The 18,899-nt window shown below is 74.0% G+C and carries 18 protein-coding genes; 9 read left to right on the plus strand and 9 right to left on the minus strand.

Translation table 11 applies throughout. The features are described 5' to 3' along the window. Positions 1-165 precede the first annotated feature (165 nt). The 5 genes from ACFVZH_RS05695 to ACFVZH_RS05715 are packed head-to-tail and all read left to right on the plus strand — an operon-like array spanning position 166 to position 5,880. A complete protein-coding gene (locus ACFVZH_RS05695) occupies positions 166-1,353 on the plus strand; it encodes a lipid II:glycine glycyltransferase FemX (RefSeq protein ID WP_384893557.1) in 1,188 nt (395 codons plus the stop codon). Then, the gene (murJ, locus tag ACFVZH_RS05700; RefSeq protein WP_384893559.1) at positions 1,350-2,978 is read left to right on the plus strand and encodes a murein biosynthesis integral membrane protein MurJ; all 1,629 of its coding nucleotides are present in this window, start codon (positions 1,350-1,352) and stop codon (positions 2,976-2,978) included. The genes ACFVZH_RS05695 and murJ overlap by 4 nt, the downstream gene beginning before the upstream one ends. 51 nt (positions 2,979-3,029) lie before the next feature. Further along, a complete protein-coding gene (locus ACFVZH_RS05705) occupies positions 3,030-3,713 on the plus strand; it encodes a response regulator (protein ID WP_384893561.1) in 684 nt (227 codons plus the stop codon). A gap of 8 nt (positions 3,714-3,721) precedes the next feature. After that, on the plus strand, positions 3,722-5,299 hold the full coding sequence (locus ACFVZH_RS05710; RefSeq protein ID WP_384893563.1) for an ATP-binding protein: 1,578 nt from the start codon (positions 3,722-3,724) through the stop codon (positions 5,297-5,299). Next, positions 5,296-5,880 (plus strand): hypothetical protein, encoded by a 585-nt coding sequence (locus ACFVZH_RS05715; protein ID WP_384893565.1) that lies wholly within the window; start codon positions 5,296-5,298, stop codon positions 5,878-5,880. Before ACFVZH_RS05710 ends, ACFVZH_RS05715 begins: the two co-directional genes overlap by 4 nt. Before the next feature lie 8 nt (positions 5,881-5,888). Here ACFVZH_RS05715 and ACFVZH_RS05720 read toward each other — a convergent pair whose 3' ends face one another. Further along, on the minus strand, positions 5,889-6,707 hold the full coding sequence (locus ACFVZH_RS05720) for a serine hydrolase domain-containing protein (RefSeq protein WP_384893659.1): 819 nt from the start codon (positions 6,705-6,707) through the stop codon (positions 5,889-5,891). A 63-nt stretch (positions 6,708-6,770) separates the two neighbouring features. Here ACFVZH_RS05720 and ACFVZH_RS05725 point away from each other — a divergent pair, with 63 nt between their 5' ends. Together ACFVZH_RS05725 and ACFVZH_RS05730 are read left to right on the plus strand one after the other, a co-directional pair. Beyond that, the gene (locus ACFVZH_RS05725; RefSeq protein WP_384893567.1) at positions 6,771-7,187 is read left to right on the plus strand and encodes a MerR family transcriptional regulator; all 417 of its coding nucleotides are present in this window, start codon (positions 6,771-6,773) and stop codon (positions 7,185-7,187) included. Next, a complete protein-coding gene (locus tag ACFVZH_RS05730) occupies positions 7,184-8,206 on the plus strand; it encodes an aldo/keto reductase (protein ID WP_384893569.1) in 1,023 nt (340 codons plus the stop codon). The genes ACFVZH_RS05725 and ACFVZH_RS05730 overlap by 4 nt, the downstream gene beginning before the upstream one ends. A 14-nt stretch (positions 8,207-8,220) precedes the next feature. On the opposite strand, the gene ACFVZH_RS05735 is transcribed toward ACFVZH_RS05730, so the two are convergent. The 7 genes from ACFVZH_RS05735 to ACFVZH_RS05765 all read right to left on the minus strand — a co-directional run bounded on the left by ACFVZH_RS05735 (position 8,221) and on the right by ACFVZH_RS05765 (position 15,773). Next, complete coding sequence (locus tag ACFVZH_RS05735) at positions 8,221-9,438, minus strand: acyltransferase (RefSeq protein WP_384893571.1); 1,218 nt, start codon at positions 9,436-9,438, stop codon at positions 8,221-8,223. Next, positions 9,435-10,415, minus strand: coding sequence for an alpha/beta hydrolase (locus tag ACFVZH_RS05740; RefSeq protein ID WP_384893573.1), 981 nt, complete (start codon positions 10,413-10,415; stop codon positions 9,435-9,437). Before ACFVZH_RS05740 ends, ACFVZH_RS05735 begins: the two co-directional genes overlap by 4 nt. A 189-nt stretch (positions 10,416-10,604) precedes the next feature. Further along, positions 10,605-11,291 (minus strand): response regulator, encoded by a 687-nt coding sequence (locus ACFVZH_RS05745; protein WP_384893575.1) that lies wholly within the window; start codon positions 11,289-11,291, stop codon positions 10,605-10,607. Then, entirely contained in the window at positions 11,288-12,790 is a 1,503-nt protein-coding gene (locus tag ACFVZH_RS05750; protein ID WP_384893576.1) for a sensor histidine kinase, read from the minus strand. The genes ACFVZH_RS05745 and ACFVZH_RS05750 overlap by 4 nt, the downstream gene beginning before the upstream one ends. 118 nt (positions 12,791-12,908) lie before the next feature. After that, positions 12,909-13,799, minus strand: coding sequence for a DUF4429 domain-containing protein (locus ACFVZH_RS05755; RefSeq protein WP_384893578.1), 891 nt, complete (start codon positions 13,797-13,799; stop codon positions 12,909-12,911). 74 nt (positions 13,800-13,873) lie between these two features. Continuing rightward, positions 13,874-15,088 carry an alpha/beta hydrolase gene (locus tag ACFVZH_RS05760; RefSeq protein ID WP_384893580.1) on the minus strand — a complete coding sequence of 405 codons (1,215 nt, stop codon included), beginning with the start codon at positions 15,086-15,088 and terminating at the stop codon, positions 13,874-13,876. A 25-nt stretch (positions 15,089-15,113) separates the two neighbouring features. Then, entirely contained in the window at positions 15,114-15,773 is a 660-nt protein-coding gene (locus ACFVZH_RS05765) for a TetR family transcriptional regulator (protein WP_384893582.1), read from the minus strand. A gap of 117 nt (positions 15,774-15,890) precedes the next feature. Between ACFVZH_RS05765 and ACFVZH_RS05770 the strand changes: the two genes are divergently transcribed. Together ACFVZH_RS05770 and ACFVZH_RS05775 are read left to right on the plus strand one after the other, a co-directional pair. Further along, positions 15,891-17,513 (plus strand): MFS transporter, encoded by a 1,623-nt coding sequence (locus ACFVZH_RS05770; protein WP_384893584.1) that lies wholly within the window; start codon positions 15,891-15,893, stop codon positions 17,511-17,513. 127 nt (positions 17,514-17,640) lie between these two features. Continuing rightward, positions 17,641-18,111: a peptidase inhibitor family I36 protein gene (locus ACFVZH_RS05775; protein ID WP_384893586.1), complete on the plus strand. Its 471-nt coding sequence runs from the start codon at positions 17,641-17,643 to the stop codon at positions 18,109-18,111. Here ACFVZH_RS05775 and ACFVZH_RS05780 read toward each other — a convergent pair. After that, complete coding sequence (locus tag ACFVZH_RS05780) at positions 18,092-18,871, minus strand: potassium channel family protein (RefSeq protein WP_384893588.1); 780 nt, start codon at positions 18,869-18,871, stop codon at positions 18,092-18,094. The genes ACFVZH_RS05775 and ACFVZH_RS05780 overlap by 20 nt on opposite strands. Between the last annotated feature and the right edge of the window lie 28 nt (positions 18,872-18,899).

Raw genomic sequence — 18,899 nt, forward strand, 5'->3', positions numbered from 1 at the left:
ACTGTAGAGCGACGGGAGCATCCGCGGGGCGCCGAGGGCCCATGTGACGAGGGCTGCGGCACAACGGTCACGGTCCGGTCACATACGCCGCGCGCACCCGTCGAATTCGGCTGTGAGCCTGCTGTGCGCCCCACGACCGAGGGGCGGAACCAGGAGGCTCCCGTTGTGTCAGCGCTGCTCGTGACGGCCGCACCCACCGACCGCCGTGCCCCGGTGGGCCCGGTCCGGCTCGGCCCCGTGACCCCCGAGGTGTACCGCGCGTTCCTCGCGTCCCGGTCCGGCGCGGACGGCCCCAGCTTCCTCCAACTCCCTTCCTGGGCACAGGTCAAGGACGGCTGGAGCCACCAGCTCATCGGCTGGGGACCCGAGTCCGGAGCCCTCACGGGCGTCGCCCTCGTCCTGCTCCGCCCCTTCCCCGGCACCCGCAAGTACTTCGCCTACCTCCCCGAGGGGCCCGTCGCCGACTGGGCCGACCCCGACCTCGACGGCTGGCTCGGCCCGCTCCTCGGCCATCTGCGCGCCTCCGGCGTCTTCGCCGTACGCATCGGCCCCGGACCGGCCTACCGCCGCTGGAACGCCGCCACCGTCAAGGCCGCCACCGGACCCGGCCGCCGCCTCGCCGACGTCCTCGCCGACCAGGTCGACCCGCTCGGCACCGCCGTCGCCGAACGCCTCAGGGCCCGCGGCTGGCGCAAGTGCGGCGGCGACTCCGAGGACGGCGCCGACGCCCAGCCCCGGCACGTCTTCCAGGTCCCGCTCACCGGCCGCTCCACCGACGACCTCTGGTCCGGCCTCAACCAGGAGTGGCGGCGCAACGTCCGCAAGGCCCGCAAGTCCGGCGTCGAGATCACCCTCGGCTCCGCCGCCGACCTCCCCGAGTTCTACCGCCTGCTCCGCATCACCGAGGAACGCGACGGCTTCCGCCTCGGCCGCTCCCTCGCCTACTACGAGCGCCAGTACTCCGTCCTCAACGCCGAACAGCCCGGCCGCATGAAGCTCTACCTCGCCCGCCACGAGGGCGAGATACTCGCCGCCCACACCATGCTCACCGTCGGCGGGCGCGTCTGGTACCAGACCGGCGCCTCCGCCGACCACCGGCGCGAGGTCCGCCCCTCCAACGCCCTGCAGTGGCGCATGCTCCTCGACGCCCACGCCGTCGGCGCCGACGTCTACGACCTGCGCGGGGTACCCTCCACCCTCGATCCGGGCGACCGCGCCCACGGGCTCCTGCGCTGGAAGCTCGGCACGGGCGGACAGGTCGTCGAGACGCTGGGGGAGTGGGAGATTCCGATGCAGGGCACGACCAACCAGGCGCTCTACCGCGCCTTCCAGGCGTATCTGGCCCGCCGATGACGGCGACGCTCGCCGCCGCCCCGCCGGAGCGGAAGTCCTCGCCCCTCCGCAGCGGCGCCCTCATGGCCGCCGGCTCGCTCGTCTCCCGCGCCACCGGCTTCGCCCGCGCCTCCGTCGTCGCCGCCGCCCTCGGCGCCGGCTACGTCGCCGACGGCTACGCGGTCGGCAACTCCGTCCCCACCATCGTCTACATGCTGCTCCTCGGCGGCGCCCTCAACGCCGTCTTCGTCCCCGAACTGGTCAAGGCCGCCAAGGAACACGAGGACGGCGGCGTCGCCTACACCGACCGGCTCCTCACCCTCTGCGCGCTCGCCCTCACCGTCCTCACCGCGGCCGCCGTCCTCGCCGCGCCGCAGATCGTCGACCTGTACACCGACTACACCGGCGGGCAGCGGGAGACGACCGTCGCCTTCGCCCGCGCCTGCCTGCCGCAGATCCTCTTCCTCGGCCTCTTCACCCTGCTCGGCCAAGTCCTCAACGCCCGCGGCCGGTTCGGCGCCATGATGTGGACCCCCGTCCTCAACAACGTGGTCGTCGTCGCCGTCTTCGCCCTCTTCCTCGTCGTCAGCGACGGCGGCACCCTCACCCCCGGCGAGACCGCGCTCCTCGGCTGGGGCACCACCGCCGGCATCGCCCTCCAGGCCCTGGCCCTCGTCCCCTCGCTGCGCGCCGCCGGCTTTCGCTGGCGCCCCCGCCTCGACTGGCGCGGCAGCGGACTCGCCGCACCGCTGCGCGCGGCCGGCTGGCTGGTGCTGCTCGTCCTCACCAACCAGGGCGCCTACTGGGTGACCACCCTGCTCGCCACCTCCACGGGCCTCGCCACCTCCACGGGCGCCGGCGCCGACGGCGGCGCGGGCCTCGCCGCGTACAACAACGCCTACCTCCTCTGGACCGTCCCGCACGGCATCATCACCGTCTCCCTCGTCACCGCGCTGCTGCCCAGGATGAGCGGCGCGGCGGCCGACGGCGACCTCGCCGGCGTCCGCCGGGACGTCTCGTACGCCCTGCGGACCAGCACCGCGGCGATCGTCCCCGCCGCCTGCGCGCTCCTCGCGCTCGCCGCCCCGCTGATGACCGTCGTCTTCCGGTACGGCGCGACCGGCGACGACGAGATCCGCGCGATGGCCTGGATCCTCATGGCCTTCGCCCCCGGCCTCGTCGCCCTCTCCGGCCAGTACGTCTGCACCCGCGCCTTCTACGCCCTCCGCGACACCCGCACCCCGTTCTTCCTCAACCTCGTCATCGCCGCGCTCAACGCCGGGCTCTCCGTCACCGCCTACCACGTCCTCCCGCCGCACTGGGCCGTCGCCGGCATGGCCGCCGGCTACTCCCTCGCCCTCTGGGCGGGCTGGGCGGTCACCGCGTACGTCCTGCGGCTGCGGCTGCGGGGCACGTCCTCCGGAGGCTCGGCCGCCGCGCTGGTCCGGCTCCTCGTCGCCGCCGTGCCCGCCACCGGCTACGCCCTCTTCGTCACCGACGCCGCCGGAGCCGCCGGGTCCGTCGTCGCCGGCCTCGCCGGCGCCCTCACCCTCCTCGCCACCTTCGTCCTCCTGGCCCGTCCCCTCCGCCTCACCGAGCTCCGGACCCTCCTCACCACCACCGCCACCCGCATCCGCCGCAAGTAGCCCCACCGGCCCCCGCCGGACCCTTCCGAACGAGCTTGGGATACTCCACACATGCCCCGCGTGCTGCTGATAGAAGACGACCCCTCCGTCCGGGAGGGTGTGGAACTCGGGCTGCGCCGCCGAGGCCACGAGGTGCGGACCGCGCCGACGGGCGAGGCGGGGCTGGCCGCGCTGGGGGAGTTCCGGCCCGACCTGCTGCTGCTGGACCTGATGCTCCCCGGGATGAACGGGGTGCAGGTCTGCCGCCGGGTCCGGGAGACCAGCCAGCTGCCGGTCATCATGCTCACCGCGCGCGGGGACGACTTCGACGTGGTCATCGGCCTGGAGGCCGGCGCCGACGACTACATCGTCAAGCCCGCCCGTACCGAGGTCATCGAGGCCCGGATCCGGGCCGTGCTGCGCCGGATCGAGGAGCCGGCCGGCGGCCGGTCGGCCGTGGAGTTCCACGGGGAGCTGGCGATCGACCGGTCCGGCCTCACCGTCGCGAAGGCGGGCGAGCGGATCGCCCTCGCGCCCTCCGAGCTGAAGCTGCTGCTGCATCTGACGGGCGCGCCCGAGCAGGTCTTCAGCCGGCAGCAGCTCCTGGAACACGTCTGGGAGCACAGCTACCACGGCGACGCCCGGCTGGTCGACGCCTGCGTCCGCCGGCTGCGGAACAAGATCGAGGACACCCCGGGCGAACCCCGCTACATCCAGACCCTGCGCGGCTTCGGCTACCGCTTCGGCCCGCTGTGAGGGCCTGTGTGGGCCCGGAGCCCGAGACGGACCCGCGAGCGGGCAACGGGGCCGGGGCAGCGGCAGGGACATGGCCGGGGACGGCGGCGGAGGCAGCGGCGCCCGAGGCGGCCGACGCGCCCCGCCGCCGCGGCAGGGCCCGCGCCCCCCGGCTGCGCCCGCACCCCTTCGGCCTGCGGACCCGGCTCGTCCTCGCGTTCCTCCTGGTCGCGGCCGTCGGCTGCGGCACCACCGCGGCGCTCACCTACCGGGCCGCGCGCAACGCGATCCTGGAACAGACCCAGGACACCGCCGTCTCCGCCTTCCGCGAGCAGGTCGACGCGCTGAACATCACCCTGCCCGTCGAGGGCGGCGCGCTGCGGGACTCGCTCCTGCACATCGCCCGGCAGGGCAAGCCCCGTCCGTGGCGGGTCTACGCCGAGTACGGCACCGTCCGCGTCTCGTCCACCGACCGCCCCACCTCCTCCGTCGTCACCCCCGAGCTGCGGGCCCGGGCCATGGCCCGGGTCGCCACCCCGCACGGCAGCTTCCAGCGGGTCGTGAAGAACGGCACCCCGTACCTGACGATCGCCGTCCCCGCCGTCTTCCGGACGCACCCGACCGCGGGAACTGCCCAGCCCACCGGCCTCGTCCTCTACGCCGTGATGGAACTCGACGACGAGGAGGCCAACATCGAGGCGATGCTCGCGGCCGCCCGCGGCGGAGCGCTCCCGGCGCTCGCCGTCGCCCTGATCCCCGCGCTGATCGCGGCGCGCGGTGTGCTCCGCCCGGTGCGGGAGCTGCGGCACGCGGCGCACAGCATGGGGCGCGGCCGGCTCGACACCCGTATCCACGCCAAGGGCAGCGACGAACTGGCGGACCTGGCCCGTACGTTCAACGAGTCCGCCGCGGCGCTGGAACGTTCCGTCGCCGAGCTCCGGGACGCCGAGGCACGGGCCCGACGCTTCGCCTCCGACGTCTCGCACGAACTGCGGACCCCGCTCGCCGGCATGCTCGCGGTGACCGAGGTCCTCGACGAGGACGCCGGCTCCCTCGACAGCGACACCGCCCGCGCCGTCCGCCTGATCAGCACCGAGACCGGCAAGCTCGCCGTGCTGGTCGAGGACCTGATGGAGATCTCCCGCTTCGACGCGCGCGCCGCCGAGCTCCACCCGGACGAGGTCGACGCCGCCGACTGCGTCCGCAAGACCCTCCAGAACCGGCACTGGACCGACCCGGCGCGGGTCGTCCCGTATCTCGACGAGGGGATCAGGGCCCGTCTCGACCCCCGCCGCTTCGACGTCGTCGTCGCCAACCTCGTCGGCAACGCGCTGCGGCACGGCGCGGCGCCGGTCACCGTCAGGCTGTACGCCGAGGGGGACCGGCTCGTGACGGAGGTGTCCGACCAGGGGCCGGGCATCCACCCGGACGTCCTGCCGCACGTCTTCGACCGCTTCTACAAGGCCGACCGGGCCCGTACCCGCTCGGCGGGCAGCGGTCTCGGCCTCGCGATCACCCTGGAGAACGTGCGCCTGCACGGCGGCACCGTCGAGGCCGCCAACCACCCCGCGGGCGGTGCGGTCTTCACCGTGCGGATGCCGCTGTGAACCGCCGGACGACGGCCGCCGCGGCCCTGCTCGGGCTGCTGACGCTCGCCGCCTGCGGCATACAGAAGAGCGACGTCGTCGAGGCGGGCGGGGCCGCGACCGTCGCCGTCTTCCCCGCGCCCGGCCAGGACCGGGTGGTGCTCTACTTCCTCGGGCCGGACGGCCGGCCGCTGCCCGCGGTCCGCGACCTCGGCGGGCCGTTCTCCGAGACGTGGCCGCCCTCGGACGGCACCGGCAGCGGTACGCGCATCGAGTCGGGGCGGCACGGGCCGGTCGTGACCGACAAGGTGCTCGCCATGCTCCTGAACGGCCCGAGCGGTGTCGAGGCCGCCGCGGGGATGACCACCGGCCTGCCCCGCTCGGGTGCCGGTGCGCACGTGGAGGCGGACAAGGCCGCGGGGGTCACCGAGGGCCGCCGTCTGCTCCGGCTGAGCTCTCCGTTCCCCGTCGGGGGGCTGACGGACGAGGCCCTCCAGCAGCTGGTCTGCACGACCGCGTTCGCGGAGGACCCGGCGGGCATGGTCGAGGTGGCCCTGACCGGCCCGGACGGCAGCCTCCCCGCCGCCCGCTGCGAGTTCTGACCGGTCGCTCAGCGGGCGCGGAGCTCCGCCAGGACGGCGTCCGTGAAGGGCGGCCACGCCTCGACCGCCCACGGCCCGAAGGGCCGGTCGGTGAGCGCGACGCACGCGGCCCGTACGTCCGGGTCGATCCACAGGAACGTGCCGGACTGTCCGAAGTGCCCGAAGGTGCGCGGCGAGGACGTGACGCCCGTCCAGTGCGGGGACTTGGCGTCGCGGATCTCGAAGCCGAGGCCCCAGTCGTTCGGCCTCTGGTGCCCGTAGCCGGGCAGGATGCCGGTGAGGCCGGGGTACGTGACGGTCATGGCGTCCAGGACGGTCCGGGCGTCGAGCAGCCGCGGCGCCTGCACCTCGGCGGCGAAGCGCACCAGGTCCTCGACGGTCGACACGCCGTCCTTCGCGGGCGAGCCGTCCAGGGTCGTCGACGTCATGCCGAGCGGCTCCAGGACCGCCTGGTGCAGGTACTCGGCGAAGGGGATGTCGGTCGCCTTGGCGACATGGTCGCCGAGCGCCTCGAAGCCGGTGTTGGAGTAGATCCGGCGGGTGCCGGGGGCCGCCATGACCCGGTTCTCGTCGAAGGCGAGCCCGGAGGTGTGGGCGAGCAGGTGGCGGACGGTCGCGCCCTCGGGCCCGGCGGGCTCGTCGAGGTCGATCGCCCCCTCCTCGTACGCGACGAGGACGGCGTACGCCGCGAGCGGCTTGGTGACGGAGGCGAGCGGGAAGCGCTGCCCGGTGGGGCCGTGGGACCCGGCCAGGGTGCCGTCCGCGCGGACGACGGCGGCCGCCGCGGTGGGGACGGGCCAGTTCTCGATCGACGCCAGGCTCGGCATGCTGCTCTGCATGGGGCCGAGCCTACTTGCTTCGAGTGCACTCCAACGTTTTAGCGTGGGGGCATGAGCGTGATCGCGAGCACGGCCCCGCGTACGAACGGCACCCGGGCGCACTACACCATCAGCGAGGTCGCCGCCCTGACCGGCCTCTCGGCGCACACCCTGCGCTGGTACGAGCGCATCGGCCTGATGCCGCACGTCGACCGTTCGCACACCGGCCAGCGGCGCTTCACCGAACGCGACCTCGGGTGGCTCGCCTTCGTCGGCAAGCTGCGGCTGACCGGGATGCCGGTCGCCGACATGGTCCGGTACGCCGAACTCGTCCGCGAGGGCGACCACACCCGTGACGCGCGGCGTGAACTGCTGGAGGCCACCCGGCGCGACGTCCTCGCCCGGATCACCGAGCTCCAGGACACGCTCGCCGTGCTCGACATCAAGATCGGCCACTACGGCACCGCAAGCGGAGGCGCATCTTCATGACCAGCGTGACCAGGATCGACACCGTACGTCTCGGCCAGGACGGACCCGAGATCGGCGTCCAGGGCTTCGGGGCCATGGGCATCAGCGAGTTCTACGGAGACACCGACGAGGCCGCGGCCCGCGACACGCTCGACGCGGCGCTGGAGAACGGCGTCACCCTGATCGACACCGCCGACATCTACGGCAGCGGCGCCAACGAGGAGTTCCTCGCCCCCTTCCTCGCCGCACACCGCGGCGAGGTCACCCTCGCCACCAAGTTCGCCGTCGAGCGGCGCGCCGACGACCCCACCTACCGGGCCGTCCGCAACGACCCCGCCTACATCAGGAAGGCCGCCGAGGACAGCCTCCGCCGCCTCGGGGTCGAGACCATCGACCTCTACTACATGCACCGCCGCGACCCGGGCGTCCCCTTCGCCGAGTCCGTCGGCGCGATGGCCGAACTCGTCCAGGAGGGCAAGGTCCGCTTCCTGGGCCTGAGCGAGGTCACCGGGCCCGAGCTGCGCGAGGCCCACGCCGTGCACCCGATCGCCGCCCTCCAGTCGGAGTGGTCGCTCTTCTCCCGGGACGTCGAGCGCAGCGCCGTCGGCGCCGCCGCCGAGCTGGGCGTGACCTTCGTGCCGTACTCGCCGCTCGGCCGCGGCTTCCTGACCGGGGCGTTCGCGGACGCCGCCAAGGACCTCTCGGGCGGTGACTACCGCAAGTACCAGCCCCGGTTCACCGGCGAGAACGCCGAACGCAACAGCGCCCTGCTCGACCCGGTCCGCAAGATCGCCGCCGCGCACGGGGCGACCCCGGCGCAGATCGCGCTGGCCTGGGTCCAGCAGCGGGCCTCCGTCCACGGCCTCACGGTCGTCCCCATCCCCGGCACCCGCAAGCGCTCCCGCCTCCAGGAGAACGCGGCCGCCACCCGCATCACCCTGACCGCCGCCGAGCTGGCCGAGCTGGAGCCGATCGCCGGCCAGGTGGCGGGCGACCGCTACCCGGACATGGGCTCCACCTCGGCGGCGCGGGAGGTCTGAGCCGCCCCGCCCGCTCACGCCAGTCCCAGGGCGAAGACCGCGAAGCCCGCCGCCAGCAGCCCCGCCGCGGTGCGGCGGGCCGGCCCGGTCTTCGCCCACGGCGACTCGAAGCCCCGCGCGAACCGTCCGATCAGGACGAGGAGGCCGGCGAAGACCGGCATCCACGCCAGCCGGGCGAGGATCCAGCCGACCGAGTTTGGCGCGCCGACGAGACCCGGGACCTCCCCGAGGAAGGAGGCGGGGATCGCGGCGGTGAGCATCGCCGTCTGGTGCCAGCACAGGATCGTCATCGCCGACAGGTTGACGATCACGACGGGCGCCCAGAGCGCCGGCCGCCTCAGGAGCCGGCCGAGCCGGTTGCGGAGCAGGATCGCCGCGCCGCTCTGCGCGGCGGCGAGGGCGATCACCAGCAGCGACGGCGGGTGCGAGTTGGTGCGGGCCTCGCCGGGGACGCCGACCATGGACGCCGGGTAGCCGAAGAGGACCAGGAGCGCGGCGAAGAGCGCGGCCCCGCCGAGCAGCAGCCACCGGGCGTGGCGCCGGGTGACCCGGCCCTCGCCCCACGAGACGCCGAGCTGGTAGGCGAAGAGCCAGCCGGGCAGGATGTTCAGCAGGCTCAGCCAGGACGGCATGGCGTCGGCGTACGGCCCGTACCGCAGGAAGTCGACGACGGCGACCGTGCCCAGCAGCGGCGCCGCCGCCCAGACGCCGAGCCGGCGGGCGGCCCGGACGCAGTACGGGGTGAGGGCGGTGACCACCGTGTACACCCCGACGAACCAGAGCGGCTGGATCACCAGCGTCGACGCCGTCCGCAGGGTGTCCACGGGCACCCCGGCACCGAAGTGGAGCAGCGGCAGCAGCGCCGCCCACACGGCGGTGACGCCGAGGACCGGGCGGCCGAGCCGCGCGAGCCGCCCCTTGAGCCACTCGCCGGTGGAGCCCTCGCGGCGCCGGTAGGACAACACGGAGGCGTAACCGCCGACGAGGAAGAAGATCCCCAGCATCTGGAGGATCCAGCTGACCGGGGCGAGCCCGGCGAAGGCGCCGAGCGGGCTCGCGTTGTGGATCGCCCCGTCGCCGGAGAGCGTGAAACCGCCGAGCAGCCAGTGCCCGGTCGGCACGGCGAGCAGCGCGAGGGCACGGAGCCCGTCGATCGCCCGGTCGCGGTGGGCGGGGGTGCCGGACTCGATCGTCGAGGCCGTCCTGCGGGCCATGGTGGCGAGGGCGCTCATCGGACGTCCCCCTCGGCGATCGCGGCGAAGGCGCGCAGGGAGCCGGTGCCGGGCGCGAAGTAGCCGCCGTGGCCGGTGGCGTCGTCGGCCGGGATGCGGCGGGCCCCGAATTCCGGGTCGGTGGGGTCGGTGCCGTGGCCGAGCCCCGCGACCTGGACGTTCGGGATCCGGTCGATCCAGTCGGTGGGGTCCTTCGCCGCCCACACACGGGCGGAGGTGCCGAGTCCGGCGACGTTCTCGGCGCGCATCCCGGGCGACCCGAACACCACGAGGTCCTTGGCCTTCAGATCGCGGGCGGCGAGGCCGCAGACGACGGAGCCGTAGCTGTGGCAGAACACCGAGGGCTCGGCCGCGCCGACGGCCGCCAGACCGTCCGTGAACCGGGTCAGCCGGTCCGCGCCCGCCTCGGCGAGCCGGCCGGTGGCCGCGTCGAGGCCGACCCCGACGGGGGTCGTGTAGCCGACCCAGGCGACGACCGCCGTCCGGCCGCCGGTCGCCCGGCGCAGCGCGGTCGCCATGTCGGCGAGCGGCCGGACGTGACCTGCGTCGACGTCGGACCCGGGCACGATCACGGCCACGTGCTCGGCCGTCGCCAGATCCCCGTACACCAGGGTCACCTGGCCCCGTCCGCGCGGATCGCGGGCGAGCACCCGCGCCCCGTCGAACTCCCCTTTCCCGAAACGGCCGTTGGCCGCGTACCGCAGCTCCAGCGGCGCACCGTCCAGGTTCCCGACGACCGTCGGGTGGATACGGGCCAGTTCCCTCTGCCGTACGGGGCTCAGGCTCGCGAAGTACCGCGCCACCTCGGCCGCGTCCATCCGCTCCGGGTCCGGCAGCCCCGCCGCCCGCCACGCCCCCGTCCCGGCCGGCGCCCCGGTCACGGCCTCCTGCGCGTTCCCCGACGCCCAGCCGGCCGTCCCCGCGATCGCTGTGGCCACCAGGGCCACGGTCGTCAGGGTCCTCGCAAAGCGGCGCATGGGTCGCCCTCCCTCTCCGGTCACTCGCTCGTTCGTCGGCGAGAGGAAGGTAGGAAGACGACGGGTGGCGGCACGTCACACCGGGGGGCCAACTCCCGTCTGATACCCGGGTAGGGGGTGGAGGAGCGGCCAACCCCCCGAGGGGGGTGGGGCTTTCCCCCGGGGATGGCCCGTCGGTCCGCGCGGGGGTCAGTGGCCGGCGTCGCCCGGGGTCACGAGGCCCGACTCGTAGGCGAAGACGACCGCCTGGGCGCGGTCGCGCAGGTCCAGCTTGGCGAGGACCCGCCCGATGTGGGTCTTCACCGTCTGCTCGGCGAGGACCAGGTGGTCCGCGATCTCCTGGTTGGACAGGCCCCGGGCGATCAGTTCCAGGACCTCCGTCTCGCGCGGGGTGAGACCGTTCAGGCGCAGCGCGGTGGTGTCCCGGCGCGGGGCGGGCCGGGACGCGGCGAAGTCGGCGATGAGACGCCGGGTCACGGAGGGGGCGAGGAGCGCCTCGCCGGCCGCCACCACCCGTACCGCCGCGATGAGGTCGGCGGGCGGCGCGTCCTTCAGGAGGAAGCCGGACGCGCCGGCGCGCAGCGCCTCGTACACGTAGTCGTCGATGTCGAAGGTGGTCAGCATCAGCACCTTCGGCCGGTGCACGACACCGGCCGGCGGGTGGAGGATCTCCCGGGCCGCCGCGAGCCCGTCCATCTCCGGCATCCGCACGTCCATCAGGACCACGTCCGGGTGCGTCGAGCGTGCCACCTCGACGCCCTGACGCCCGTCCGGGGCCTCGCCGACCACGTCGATGTCGGGCTGGGCGGCGAGCAGCGCGGCGAAACCGGCCCGCACCATGGCCTGGTCGTCGACGATGATCACGCGGATGGTCACTCGGGGTCCTTGCCGGTCGTGGTGCCCGCGGTGGTCGTGGTGTCCGCGGGGGCTGTGGTGGTCGTGGTGTCTGCGGGGTCTGCGGTGGTCATGGTGCTCGCGGTGGTCACGGGGTCGGCGAGCGAGGTCGGGTCGGCGGGCGGGGCCGGGTCCGGCGTCAGGGGCAGCCGGGCGGCCACCCGGAAGCCGCCGTCCGGCAGCGGCCCGGTGTCGAGCGAGCCGCCGGTCAACCGTACGCGCTCCCGCATCCCGACGAGCCCGTGCCCGGTACCCGCCGCGCCCCGCTCCACCGCGGAACGCGCCTCCGTCGCGGGCCCGTTGACGACGAGGACCGTCAGCCGGCCGTCGTCCGCCCGGACCGACACCCGGGTCGACGCCCCCGGCGCGTGCCGGACGACGTTGGCGAGCGCCTCCTGCACGATCCGGTACGCCGACAGGTCGACCGCCTGCGGTACGTCCCCCAGATCGGCGGCGAGCCGCAGTTCGGCCGGCACCCCGGCCCGTACCGTCGCCTCGACCAGCTGCTGGACCCGGTCGAGGCCCGGCTGCGGGGCCCGTTCGCCCTCGCCGCCGCCGTCGCTGCGCAGCACGGACAGCAGCCGCCGCATCTCGGCCAGCGACTCGCGCGCGCTCGCCGCGATCGAGGTGAACTCCTCGCGGGCCGCGTCCGGGAGTCCGGGGATGCGGTACGGGGCCGAGTCGGCCTGCACGGTGATCACCGACATGTGGTGGGCCACCACGTCGTGCAGCTCGCGCGCGATCCTGGCCCGCTCCTCCAGGAGCGTGCGGCGGGACCGTTCGGCCTCGCTGATCGTCTCCTGCTCCACGAGCCGCCGCTGCGCGTCGCCCCGGGCACGGACCGCCGAGGACAGGAGCAGCAGCACCCCGCTCAGGACGAGCAGCAGGGTGTGGATGCTGGTGTACCCCGCGGGCCGGAACGCCTCCAGGACGTACCCGGCCACGCCGGTGGCCAGCCACACGCCGAACAGCGCCCGGCGGGACTCGCGCAGTCCCAGCGCGAGCATCAGCGCGCAGTAGCCGACGAGGAGCGGCGGGGTCCACGGCCAGTACTCCGCGCGCGTGCCGTCCCCGCCGAGCATCACGAGCGCGCCGAGCACATCGGCGGTGAAGATGATCCACCATGCCTGGAGGGGCCGGGCGACGGCGAGCAGCAGGGGCAGCGTCTGCGCGGTGCCGACGGCCCCGGCGAGAGCGCCGTTGACGCCGTAGTCCCCGATGAGCAGGACGACCGTGGAGGGCAGGAGCGCGGCGACGAACGAGAGGGCCACGGCGTACGGCAGCAGCCGCACCCACCGCGAGGAGGCGTCCGCGAGCAGCGGCGCCCCCGGCGTGGACGGGGTGGTGAGCGCCGCACCGAGGCCCTGGAACATCTCGGGCGTCCGGGCGACGAGCCGCCGCAGGCGGAGCCCGCGGGCGCCGGGCCGCTCGGGGGAGGGGTGTCGGAGGGTGGGCGGCTCGGGCCGCTGTTCGGTAGCCATGACCCGCCCAGCGTAGGCAGTGACCCCGGTCGCCGACGTCATACCGGGGACCGGGGTGCGGCCTGATACCGAGGTATGACGCCGGTGTTCAGGACCCGGCGTTCAGGACTCCGGCCGATCAGAGTTCCGCGAGGAGCTCCGCCTTCTTCGCCGAGAACTCCGCGTCCGTCACGAGCCCCGCCTGGTGCAGCTCGCCCAGGTGCCGGATCCTTTCGGCGACCGCCCCGGGATCGCGGTTCGTCATGTCCCGGAGCCCGGCGGGGGCGGCCACGGGGACCGGCACGCGGTCGGTGCCACGGCCCCGGATCGCGGCGAGCACCGCCGCGGCGAAGGGCAGGGACACGTGCACCGGGCCGTAGCCGAGACCGAGGACGACGGACGCCGGGTCCCGGTCGGGCTGCGGAGCCCGCGGCCCGCCGCCCCGGGGCACCAGGCGCAGGTACCCGTCGAGGCCCTCCGGCGAGCGCCATTCGACGCCGCAGAGGTCCCGTACGGAGAAGGTCTGGTCGCCCGCCTTCCACTTCTCGGTGGACGCCCCCGTCCAGGACCAGCGGAACGACACCTCCGACGTCCCGTCGAAGCTCGCCCTCCCGTCGTACGTCTTGAAGGACTGAGGCCCCTGCGGCGGCGCCACCAGGAAGCGGTCCGGCCCCTCGCCGCCGACCGTCGCGTCCGCCGGGAGACGGGCCCGCAGCTCGTCGCGGTAGTACTCGGCGAGCGTCTCGCGGTCCGCCGGCAGTACGAGCCGGTACGGGTCGCAGGTGTCCTTCAGCTGTCCCGCGGCCGCCTCCATCAGCGGATCCGCGCCCGGCCGCGGCACGGCGTGCAGCACGACGGTGCCCCGCTTGCCGGGCGTGAGCGTCACGGACGCCAACGCCTCGTGCGGTACTCGTCTTTCGCGCAGCGCCTGGAAGAGCTTCGGCGTGCGGATCCCCCGTTCGAAGCGGATGAGGAGGGCGTCGCTCTCGAACTCCCAGGTGGCATGAATTCCGGCCAGCACATCACCCATACGCCTCATCGTAAGCGGCGCGTGCCGCTGCGTCGCCCCCGTGAAAGGTCCGGAAATCACGTGATCTACGCGCGTCAGAGCCCTTCCGCGCCGGATATTCCGTCGTGGCAAGCGCTGTCGGCACGTGCGCAGACCAGCGTCGGGAAGGCCCCGACGCCTATCGCGGCGAAGTTCCCGAGGCTTTCCGTGCCCGGCTCGAAGTAGCCGCTGTGGCCGAGAGCCCCGTCCGCGGAGAGCAGCCGCGCGCCGAACTCCGGCGCCACCGGGTCGGCGCCGTGCCCGACCCCGCCCACCTCCAGGTGCGGCACGTCGGCTATCCAGTCGTCGGTGTCCCGCATCGCCCACACGCGCGCGCGGGTGGCGAGTTCGGTCACGTGCTCCACCCGCATGCCGGGGCTCCCGGCCACGGCCAGGTCCGTCACCCGGGCGGGCAGCCGGGGCGCCGCGACCCCGCAGAGCACCGACCCGTAGCTGTGGCAGAAGAGCGCCACGCGCGCGTCGCCGGGCAGCGCCTCGGTCAACTCCACGAGCCGTACGGCGCCCTGCTCGGCCAGCCGGCCGGTCGCCGCGTCCACGCCCACCCCGGCGGGCGTGGTGTAGTCGGCCCAGGCGATGACGGCCACCCGGGCGCGGGGCGAGGCCCGCCGTTCGGCGGCGAAGAGGGCCTGGGCCATGCCCGCGGGAGCCCCGTACCGGCCGTGCGTCTTCTGGAACGTGAGGAGGTTGGTGTCGACGCCGGGCACGATCACCGAGACGCGCCGCGCCCGCTCCAGGTCCCCGAGGACCTCGGCCGTCCGCCCCGTACCGGTCGGATCGAAGGCGAGGATCCGGCGGTCCGGCCGCATCAGCGAGGCGAAGCGGTCGAACCGGCGGCGCGCCTCGTGCCGTCCCTCGGCGGACAGCCGGGTGTCGTCGACCCTGGTCCGCTCCGCGGCGAGCGCCCGGCCGAGCGTGATCCGGTTGGCGCGGTAACGCAGGGCGACCGGGGCGCCGTTGAGGTTGCCGACGACGAGCGGGTGCCGCTCGGCGAGCCGGGCCCCGCGCGCGGGGCCGAGTCCGGCGAAGAACGCGGCGACCGTACGGGCCGGGGTGGCGGCCGGGTCGGGCAGCGGACGGTGGTCGATCCGGTCGCGCGCCCAGGCGGCCAGCGCCGCCTCGCGGGACGGTCCCGGCACCGGGCGGTGCCGGATCGTGGTCCACCCGGTCGTCGCGAGGAGCACGAACACCACGGCGAGCGCGAGCAGGGCGCGCACGAGGGTGAGGGTGGGCGAGGCATCGGCTGAGGTCACGGGGCGCCACCCTACGGGGCGGGCGTTACGGGGCGGTGCCGAGCCCCTCGTCCCCGCGGTCCCGCCAGCGCGGGGCGAGCGCCGGCCCGAGGTGGTCGAGGTACTGCTCGGTGAGGGCGCGGATCGCCTCCAGACTCTGGTCCGAACCCCGGCCCCACATCTGCCCGGTGACCCGCATCACACCGCTGAACGCCGCCACGGCGATCCGCGGGCGCGGGTCCTCGTCGACGTCGACGCCCTCGCGGTCGGCGATGATCCGCGCGAGGGTCTCCTCCATCTCCGTGGAGCGGCGCAGATGGACGGCGAGCAGCGCGGGCGTCGACTCGATCAGCCGGAACGTCCGCAGGTAGAGCTCGACGGGGACGACCTCGGTGATGGCGTCGCCGATGGTGTCCCAGGCGGACAGGACGGCGTTGCGCAGCGCGTCGAGCGGGCCCTCGTCCGGCGGCCGCTCCCCGAGGGTGCGGACGAAGCGCTCCTCCACCATCTGCTGGACGGCGAAGGCGACCTCCTCCTTGGAGGAGAAGTAGCGGAAGAAGGTGCGCTGCGAGACCTCCACGGCCTCGACGATCTCGTCGACGGTGGTGCTCTCGTACCCCTGGGCGGTGAAGAGCTCCAGGGCCACCCGGGTCAGGGCGTCGCGCGTGCGCTGCTTCTTCCGCTCGCGCAGGCCGGGCACGGTCAAGTCAAGGTCCTCTTTTCCGCCGTTTAGTCCGGCTCAGGGTACCTGTGAGCTACGTGACGGTTACCGTCGCGTGAACCGCTTTGTCAATTGTCAGTGACTGTCACTAGCCTCCTCCGTATGACTAGTCAGACCACCGTGGAAAAGACCCCGCAGGGTCGGGGGGACGTCCGGGAACCCGCACCGGGCCCGGCGAAGGGACTGCGCGGCCACCCGTGGCTGACCCTGTTCGCCGTCGCCGTGGGCGTCATGATGGTGGCGCTCGACGGCACCATCGTCGCCATCGCCAACCCCGCCATCAAGACCGACCTCGGCGCCACCCTCGCCCAGGTCCAGTGGATCACCAACGGCTACCTGCTCGCGCTCGCCGTCGCCCTGATCACCGCCGGCAAGCTGGGTGACCGCTTCGGCCACCGCCAGACCTTCCTCATCGGCATCGCCGGCTTCGCCGCCGCCTCCGGCGCGATCGGCCTGTCCGACTCCATCGGGGCCGTGATCGCCTTCCGCGTCCTGCAGGGCCTCTTCGGCGCCCTGCTCATGCCGGCCGCGCTCGGCCTGCTGCGCGCCACCTTCCCGGCCGAGAAGCTGAACATGGCCATCGGCATCTGGGGCATGGTCATCGGCGCGTCCACCGCGGGCGGCCCGATCGTCGGCGGCCTGCTCGTCGAGCACGTCAGCTGGCAGTCCGTCTTCTTCGTCAACGTGCCGGTGGGCGTCGTCGCGCTCGTCCTCGGCCTGCTCATCCTCAAGGACCACCGCGCCGAGAACGCGCCGCGCTCCTTCGACGTCCTCGGCATCCTGCTGCTCTCCGGCGCCATGGCCTCCCTCGTCTGGAGCCTCATCAAGGCCGGCGAGTCCTGGGGCTGGACCAGCGGCAAGACCTGGGGCTGCCTGATCGGCGCCCTGCTGCTCTTCGCCGTCTTCGCCTTCTGGGAGACCAAGGTCAAGGAGCCGCTCGTCCCGCTCGGCATGTTCCGCTCCGTGCCGCTGTCGGCCGGTGTGGTGCTCATGGTCCTGATGGCCTTCGCCTTCATGGGCGGCCTGTTCTTCGTGACGTTCTACCTCCAGGGCGTGAAGGGGCTCAGCCCCGTCGACAGCGGTCTCCATCTGCTGCCGCTGACCGCGATGATGATCGTCTCCTCGCCGCTGGCGGGCGCGCTGATCACCAAGTTCGGCCCGCGCGTGCCGCTGGTCGGCGGCATGGTCTGCACGGCCGTCGCGATGTTCGGCATGATCACGCTCTCGGCCGGCACCGGCACCTTCGTCATGTCCCTCTGGTTCGCCCTCCTCGGCCTGGGCCTCGCCCCGGTCATGGTCGGCGCCACCGAGGTCATCGTCGGCAACGCGCCGCTGGAGCTCTCCGGCGTCGCGGGCGGTCTGCAGCAGGCCGCGATGCAGGTCGGCGGCGCGCTCGGCACGGCGGTGCTCGGCGCCGTCATGTCCTCCAAGGTCTCCGGCGCGTTCGAGGGGAACTGGAAGGAGGCCGGCATCCCGGTCCCGGCCGACCCGCGGCTGGAGCAGGCGGCCGAGTTCGGCATGGCCCCGCCGGAGATGGCGAAGGCGCCGGGGATGACCCCCGACCTCTTCGAGAAGATCTCCGGGGTCATCCACGACACCTTCCTCGACGGCATGGGCCTCGCCTTCACCGTCGCCGGCGTGGTCGCCGTCGTCGCGGCCCTCGTCGCCACGCTCACCAAGCGCGGTGAGAACGCGGAGGCGGGCGGCATGGGCGGCCACATCTGACGCCCGTCAGGGTTCCCGTAGGGGGCCGTCACCCGTTCGCGTGAACGGGGGCGGCCCCTCTTCCGTTGCCGGGGGACCTCCGTCATGATCGTGATTACAGAGAGTGACGAAACGGGGGTTCACCAGCATGTATACGAAGACCGTCCTCACCACCGCGGCCGTCCTGGCCGCCGCCCTGACCACGCTCCTGACGACCCCGGCCGCCCGGGCGACCCCGGCGACCCCGGCAGCTTCGGCGGCCCGGGCGGCCTCGGCGGCAGGGGCGACCCCGGAGGTCCCGGCGGCCCGGGCCTACGCCGCGCCGTCCGGGACCGTCCTCGGCGCCTGCGGCCCGGGCCGCCTCTGCCTCTGGTCCAAGCCCGACTTCAAGGGCAGGGCGCAGACCCACGAGCTGGCCACGACCGACCTCGACAGCTGCGTCGCCCTGCCGGCCGGCACCTCGGCCCAGTCCCTGGCCAACCGCACCGGACGGCCCGTCACCACCTACCAGTCCGCCGAGTGCGCGGAGGTGGGGGAGTTCGAGACCTACCCGGGCCGAGGAACCTGGGTGCCGCAGGCGCCGTACGAGGTCAGAGCGTTCAAGATCTGGGAGCGGTAGGCGCGGGGACGTCCTGCGTCCCGTCCGGTGCGGGCGCCCGCACCGGGCAGGAGAGCCGGGCCACCTCCGCGCGCAGCTCGCGGACCTCCAGGGTCAGCGCCTCCAGGAGCTCGGTCTGCCGGCGCTCCACGGCGTCGTCCCGGTCGAAGCGGGCGATGAACCAGGCCGCGATGTTGGCGGTGACGACACCGAGCAGGGCGATGCCCGAGAGCATCAGCCCCACCGCGAGGACCCGGCCGAGCCCCGTCGTGGGGGCGTGGTCGCCGTAGCCGACCGTGGTCATCGTGGTGAACGACCACCACACCGCGTCCCCGAGCGTCTTGATGTTGCCGTCCGGCGCGTCCCGTTCGACGTGCAGCACGGCCAGCGAGCCGAACATCATCAGCCCGACCACCGCGCCCGCCACATAGGTGGTGAGCGTTATCTGGGGGGCCATCCGGGCCCGCCGGCCCACGAGGAGGAGAGTGGAGACGACCCGCAGCAGCCGCAGCGGCTGCACCATCGGCAGCAGGACCGCGAGCAGATCGACGGGGTGGGAGCGGACGAACGCCCAGCGGGCCGGGGCGATCGCGAGACGGACCAGGTAGTCGAGCGCGAAGGCGGCCCACACCGACCACTCGACGTGGGTGCACAGCCGGTGCACCCACGGGTCGGCGCCGGGGGCGACGATCGGCACGGCGTACGCGATGCCGAACGCCACGGCCAGCACCAGCAGCGGCACCTGCGTGCGCTCTTCCCAGCGATCTCTCATGCCGGGCATCGTAGAGAACGCCGAAGGGCGGCGAGAC

Source organism: Streptomyces sp. NPDC059534, from assembly GCF_042743475.1.
GTDB lineage: Bacteria > Actinomycetota > Actinomycetes > Streptomycetales > Streptomycetaceae > Streptomyces.

What these genes read in the sequence shown, in the direction of transcription:
- murJ (WP_384893559.1), top strand. Translation starts at nt 1,350, where the DNA reads ATGACGGCGACGCTCGCCGCCGCCCCGCCGGAGCGGAAGTCCTCGCCC.
- ACFVZH_RS05705 (WP_384893561.1), top strand. Translation starts at nt 3,030, where the DNA reads ATGCCCCGCGTGCTGCTGATAGAAGACGACCCCTCCGTCCGGGAGGGT.
- ACFVZH_RS05720 (WP_384893659.1), bottom strand. Translation starts at nt 6,707, where the DNA reads ATGCCGAGCCTGGCGTCGATCGAGAACTGGCCCGTCCCCACCGCGGCG.
- ACFVZH_RS05725 (WP_384893567.1), top strand. Translation starts at nt 6,771, where the DNA reads ATGAGCGTGATCGCGAGCACGGCCCCGCGTACGAACGGCACCCGGGCG.
- ACFVZH_RS05730 (WP_384893569.1), top strand. Translation starts at nt 7,184, where the DNA reads ATGACCAGCGTGACCAGGATCGACACCGTACGTCTCGGCCAGGACGGA.
- ACFVZH_RS05735 (WP_384893571.1), bottom strand. Translation starts at nt 9,438, where the DNA reads ATGAGCGCCCTCGCCACCATGGCCCGCAGGACGGCCTCGACGATCGAG.
- ACFVZH_RS05740 (WP_384893573.1), bottom strand. Translation starts at nt 10,415, where the DNA reads ATGCGCCGCTTTGCGAGGACCCTGACGACCGTGGCCCTGGTGGCCACA.
- ACFVZH_RS05750 (WP_384893576.1), bottom strand. Translation starts at nt 12,790, where the DNA reads ATGGCTACCGAACAGCGGCCCGAGCCGCCCACCCTCCGACACCCCTCC.
- ACFVZH_RS05755 (WP_384893578.1), bottom strand. Translation starts at nt 13,799, where the DNA reads ATGGGTGATGTGCTGGCCGGAATTCATGCCACCTGGGAGTTCGAGAGC.
- ACFVZH_RS05770 (WP_384893584.1), top strand. Translation starts at nt 15,891, where the DNA reads ATGACTAGTCAGACCACCGTGGAAAAGACCCCGCAGGGTCGGGGGGAC.
- ACFVZH_RS05775 (WP_384893586.1), top strand. Translation starts at nt 17,641, where the DNA reads ATGTATACGAAGACCGTCCTCACCACCGCGGCCGTCCTGGCCGCCGCC.
- ACFVZH_RS05780 (WP_384893588.1), bottom strand. Translation starts at nt 18,871, where the DNA reads ATGCCCGGCATGAGAGATCGCTGGGAAGAGCGCACGCAGGTGCCGCTG.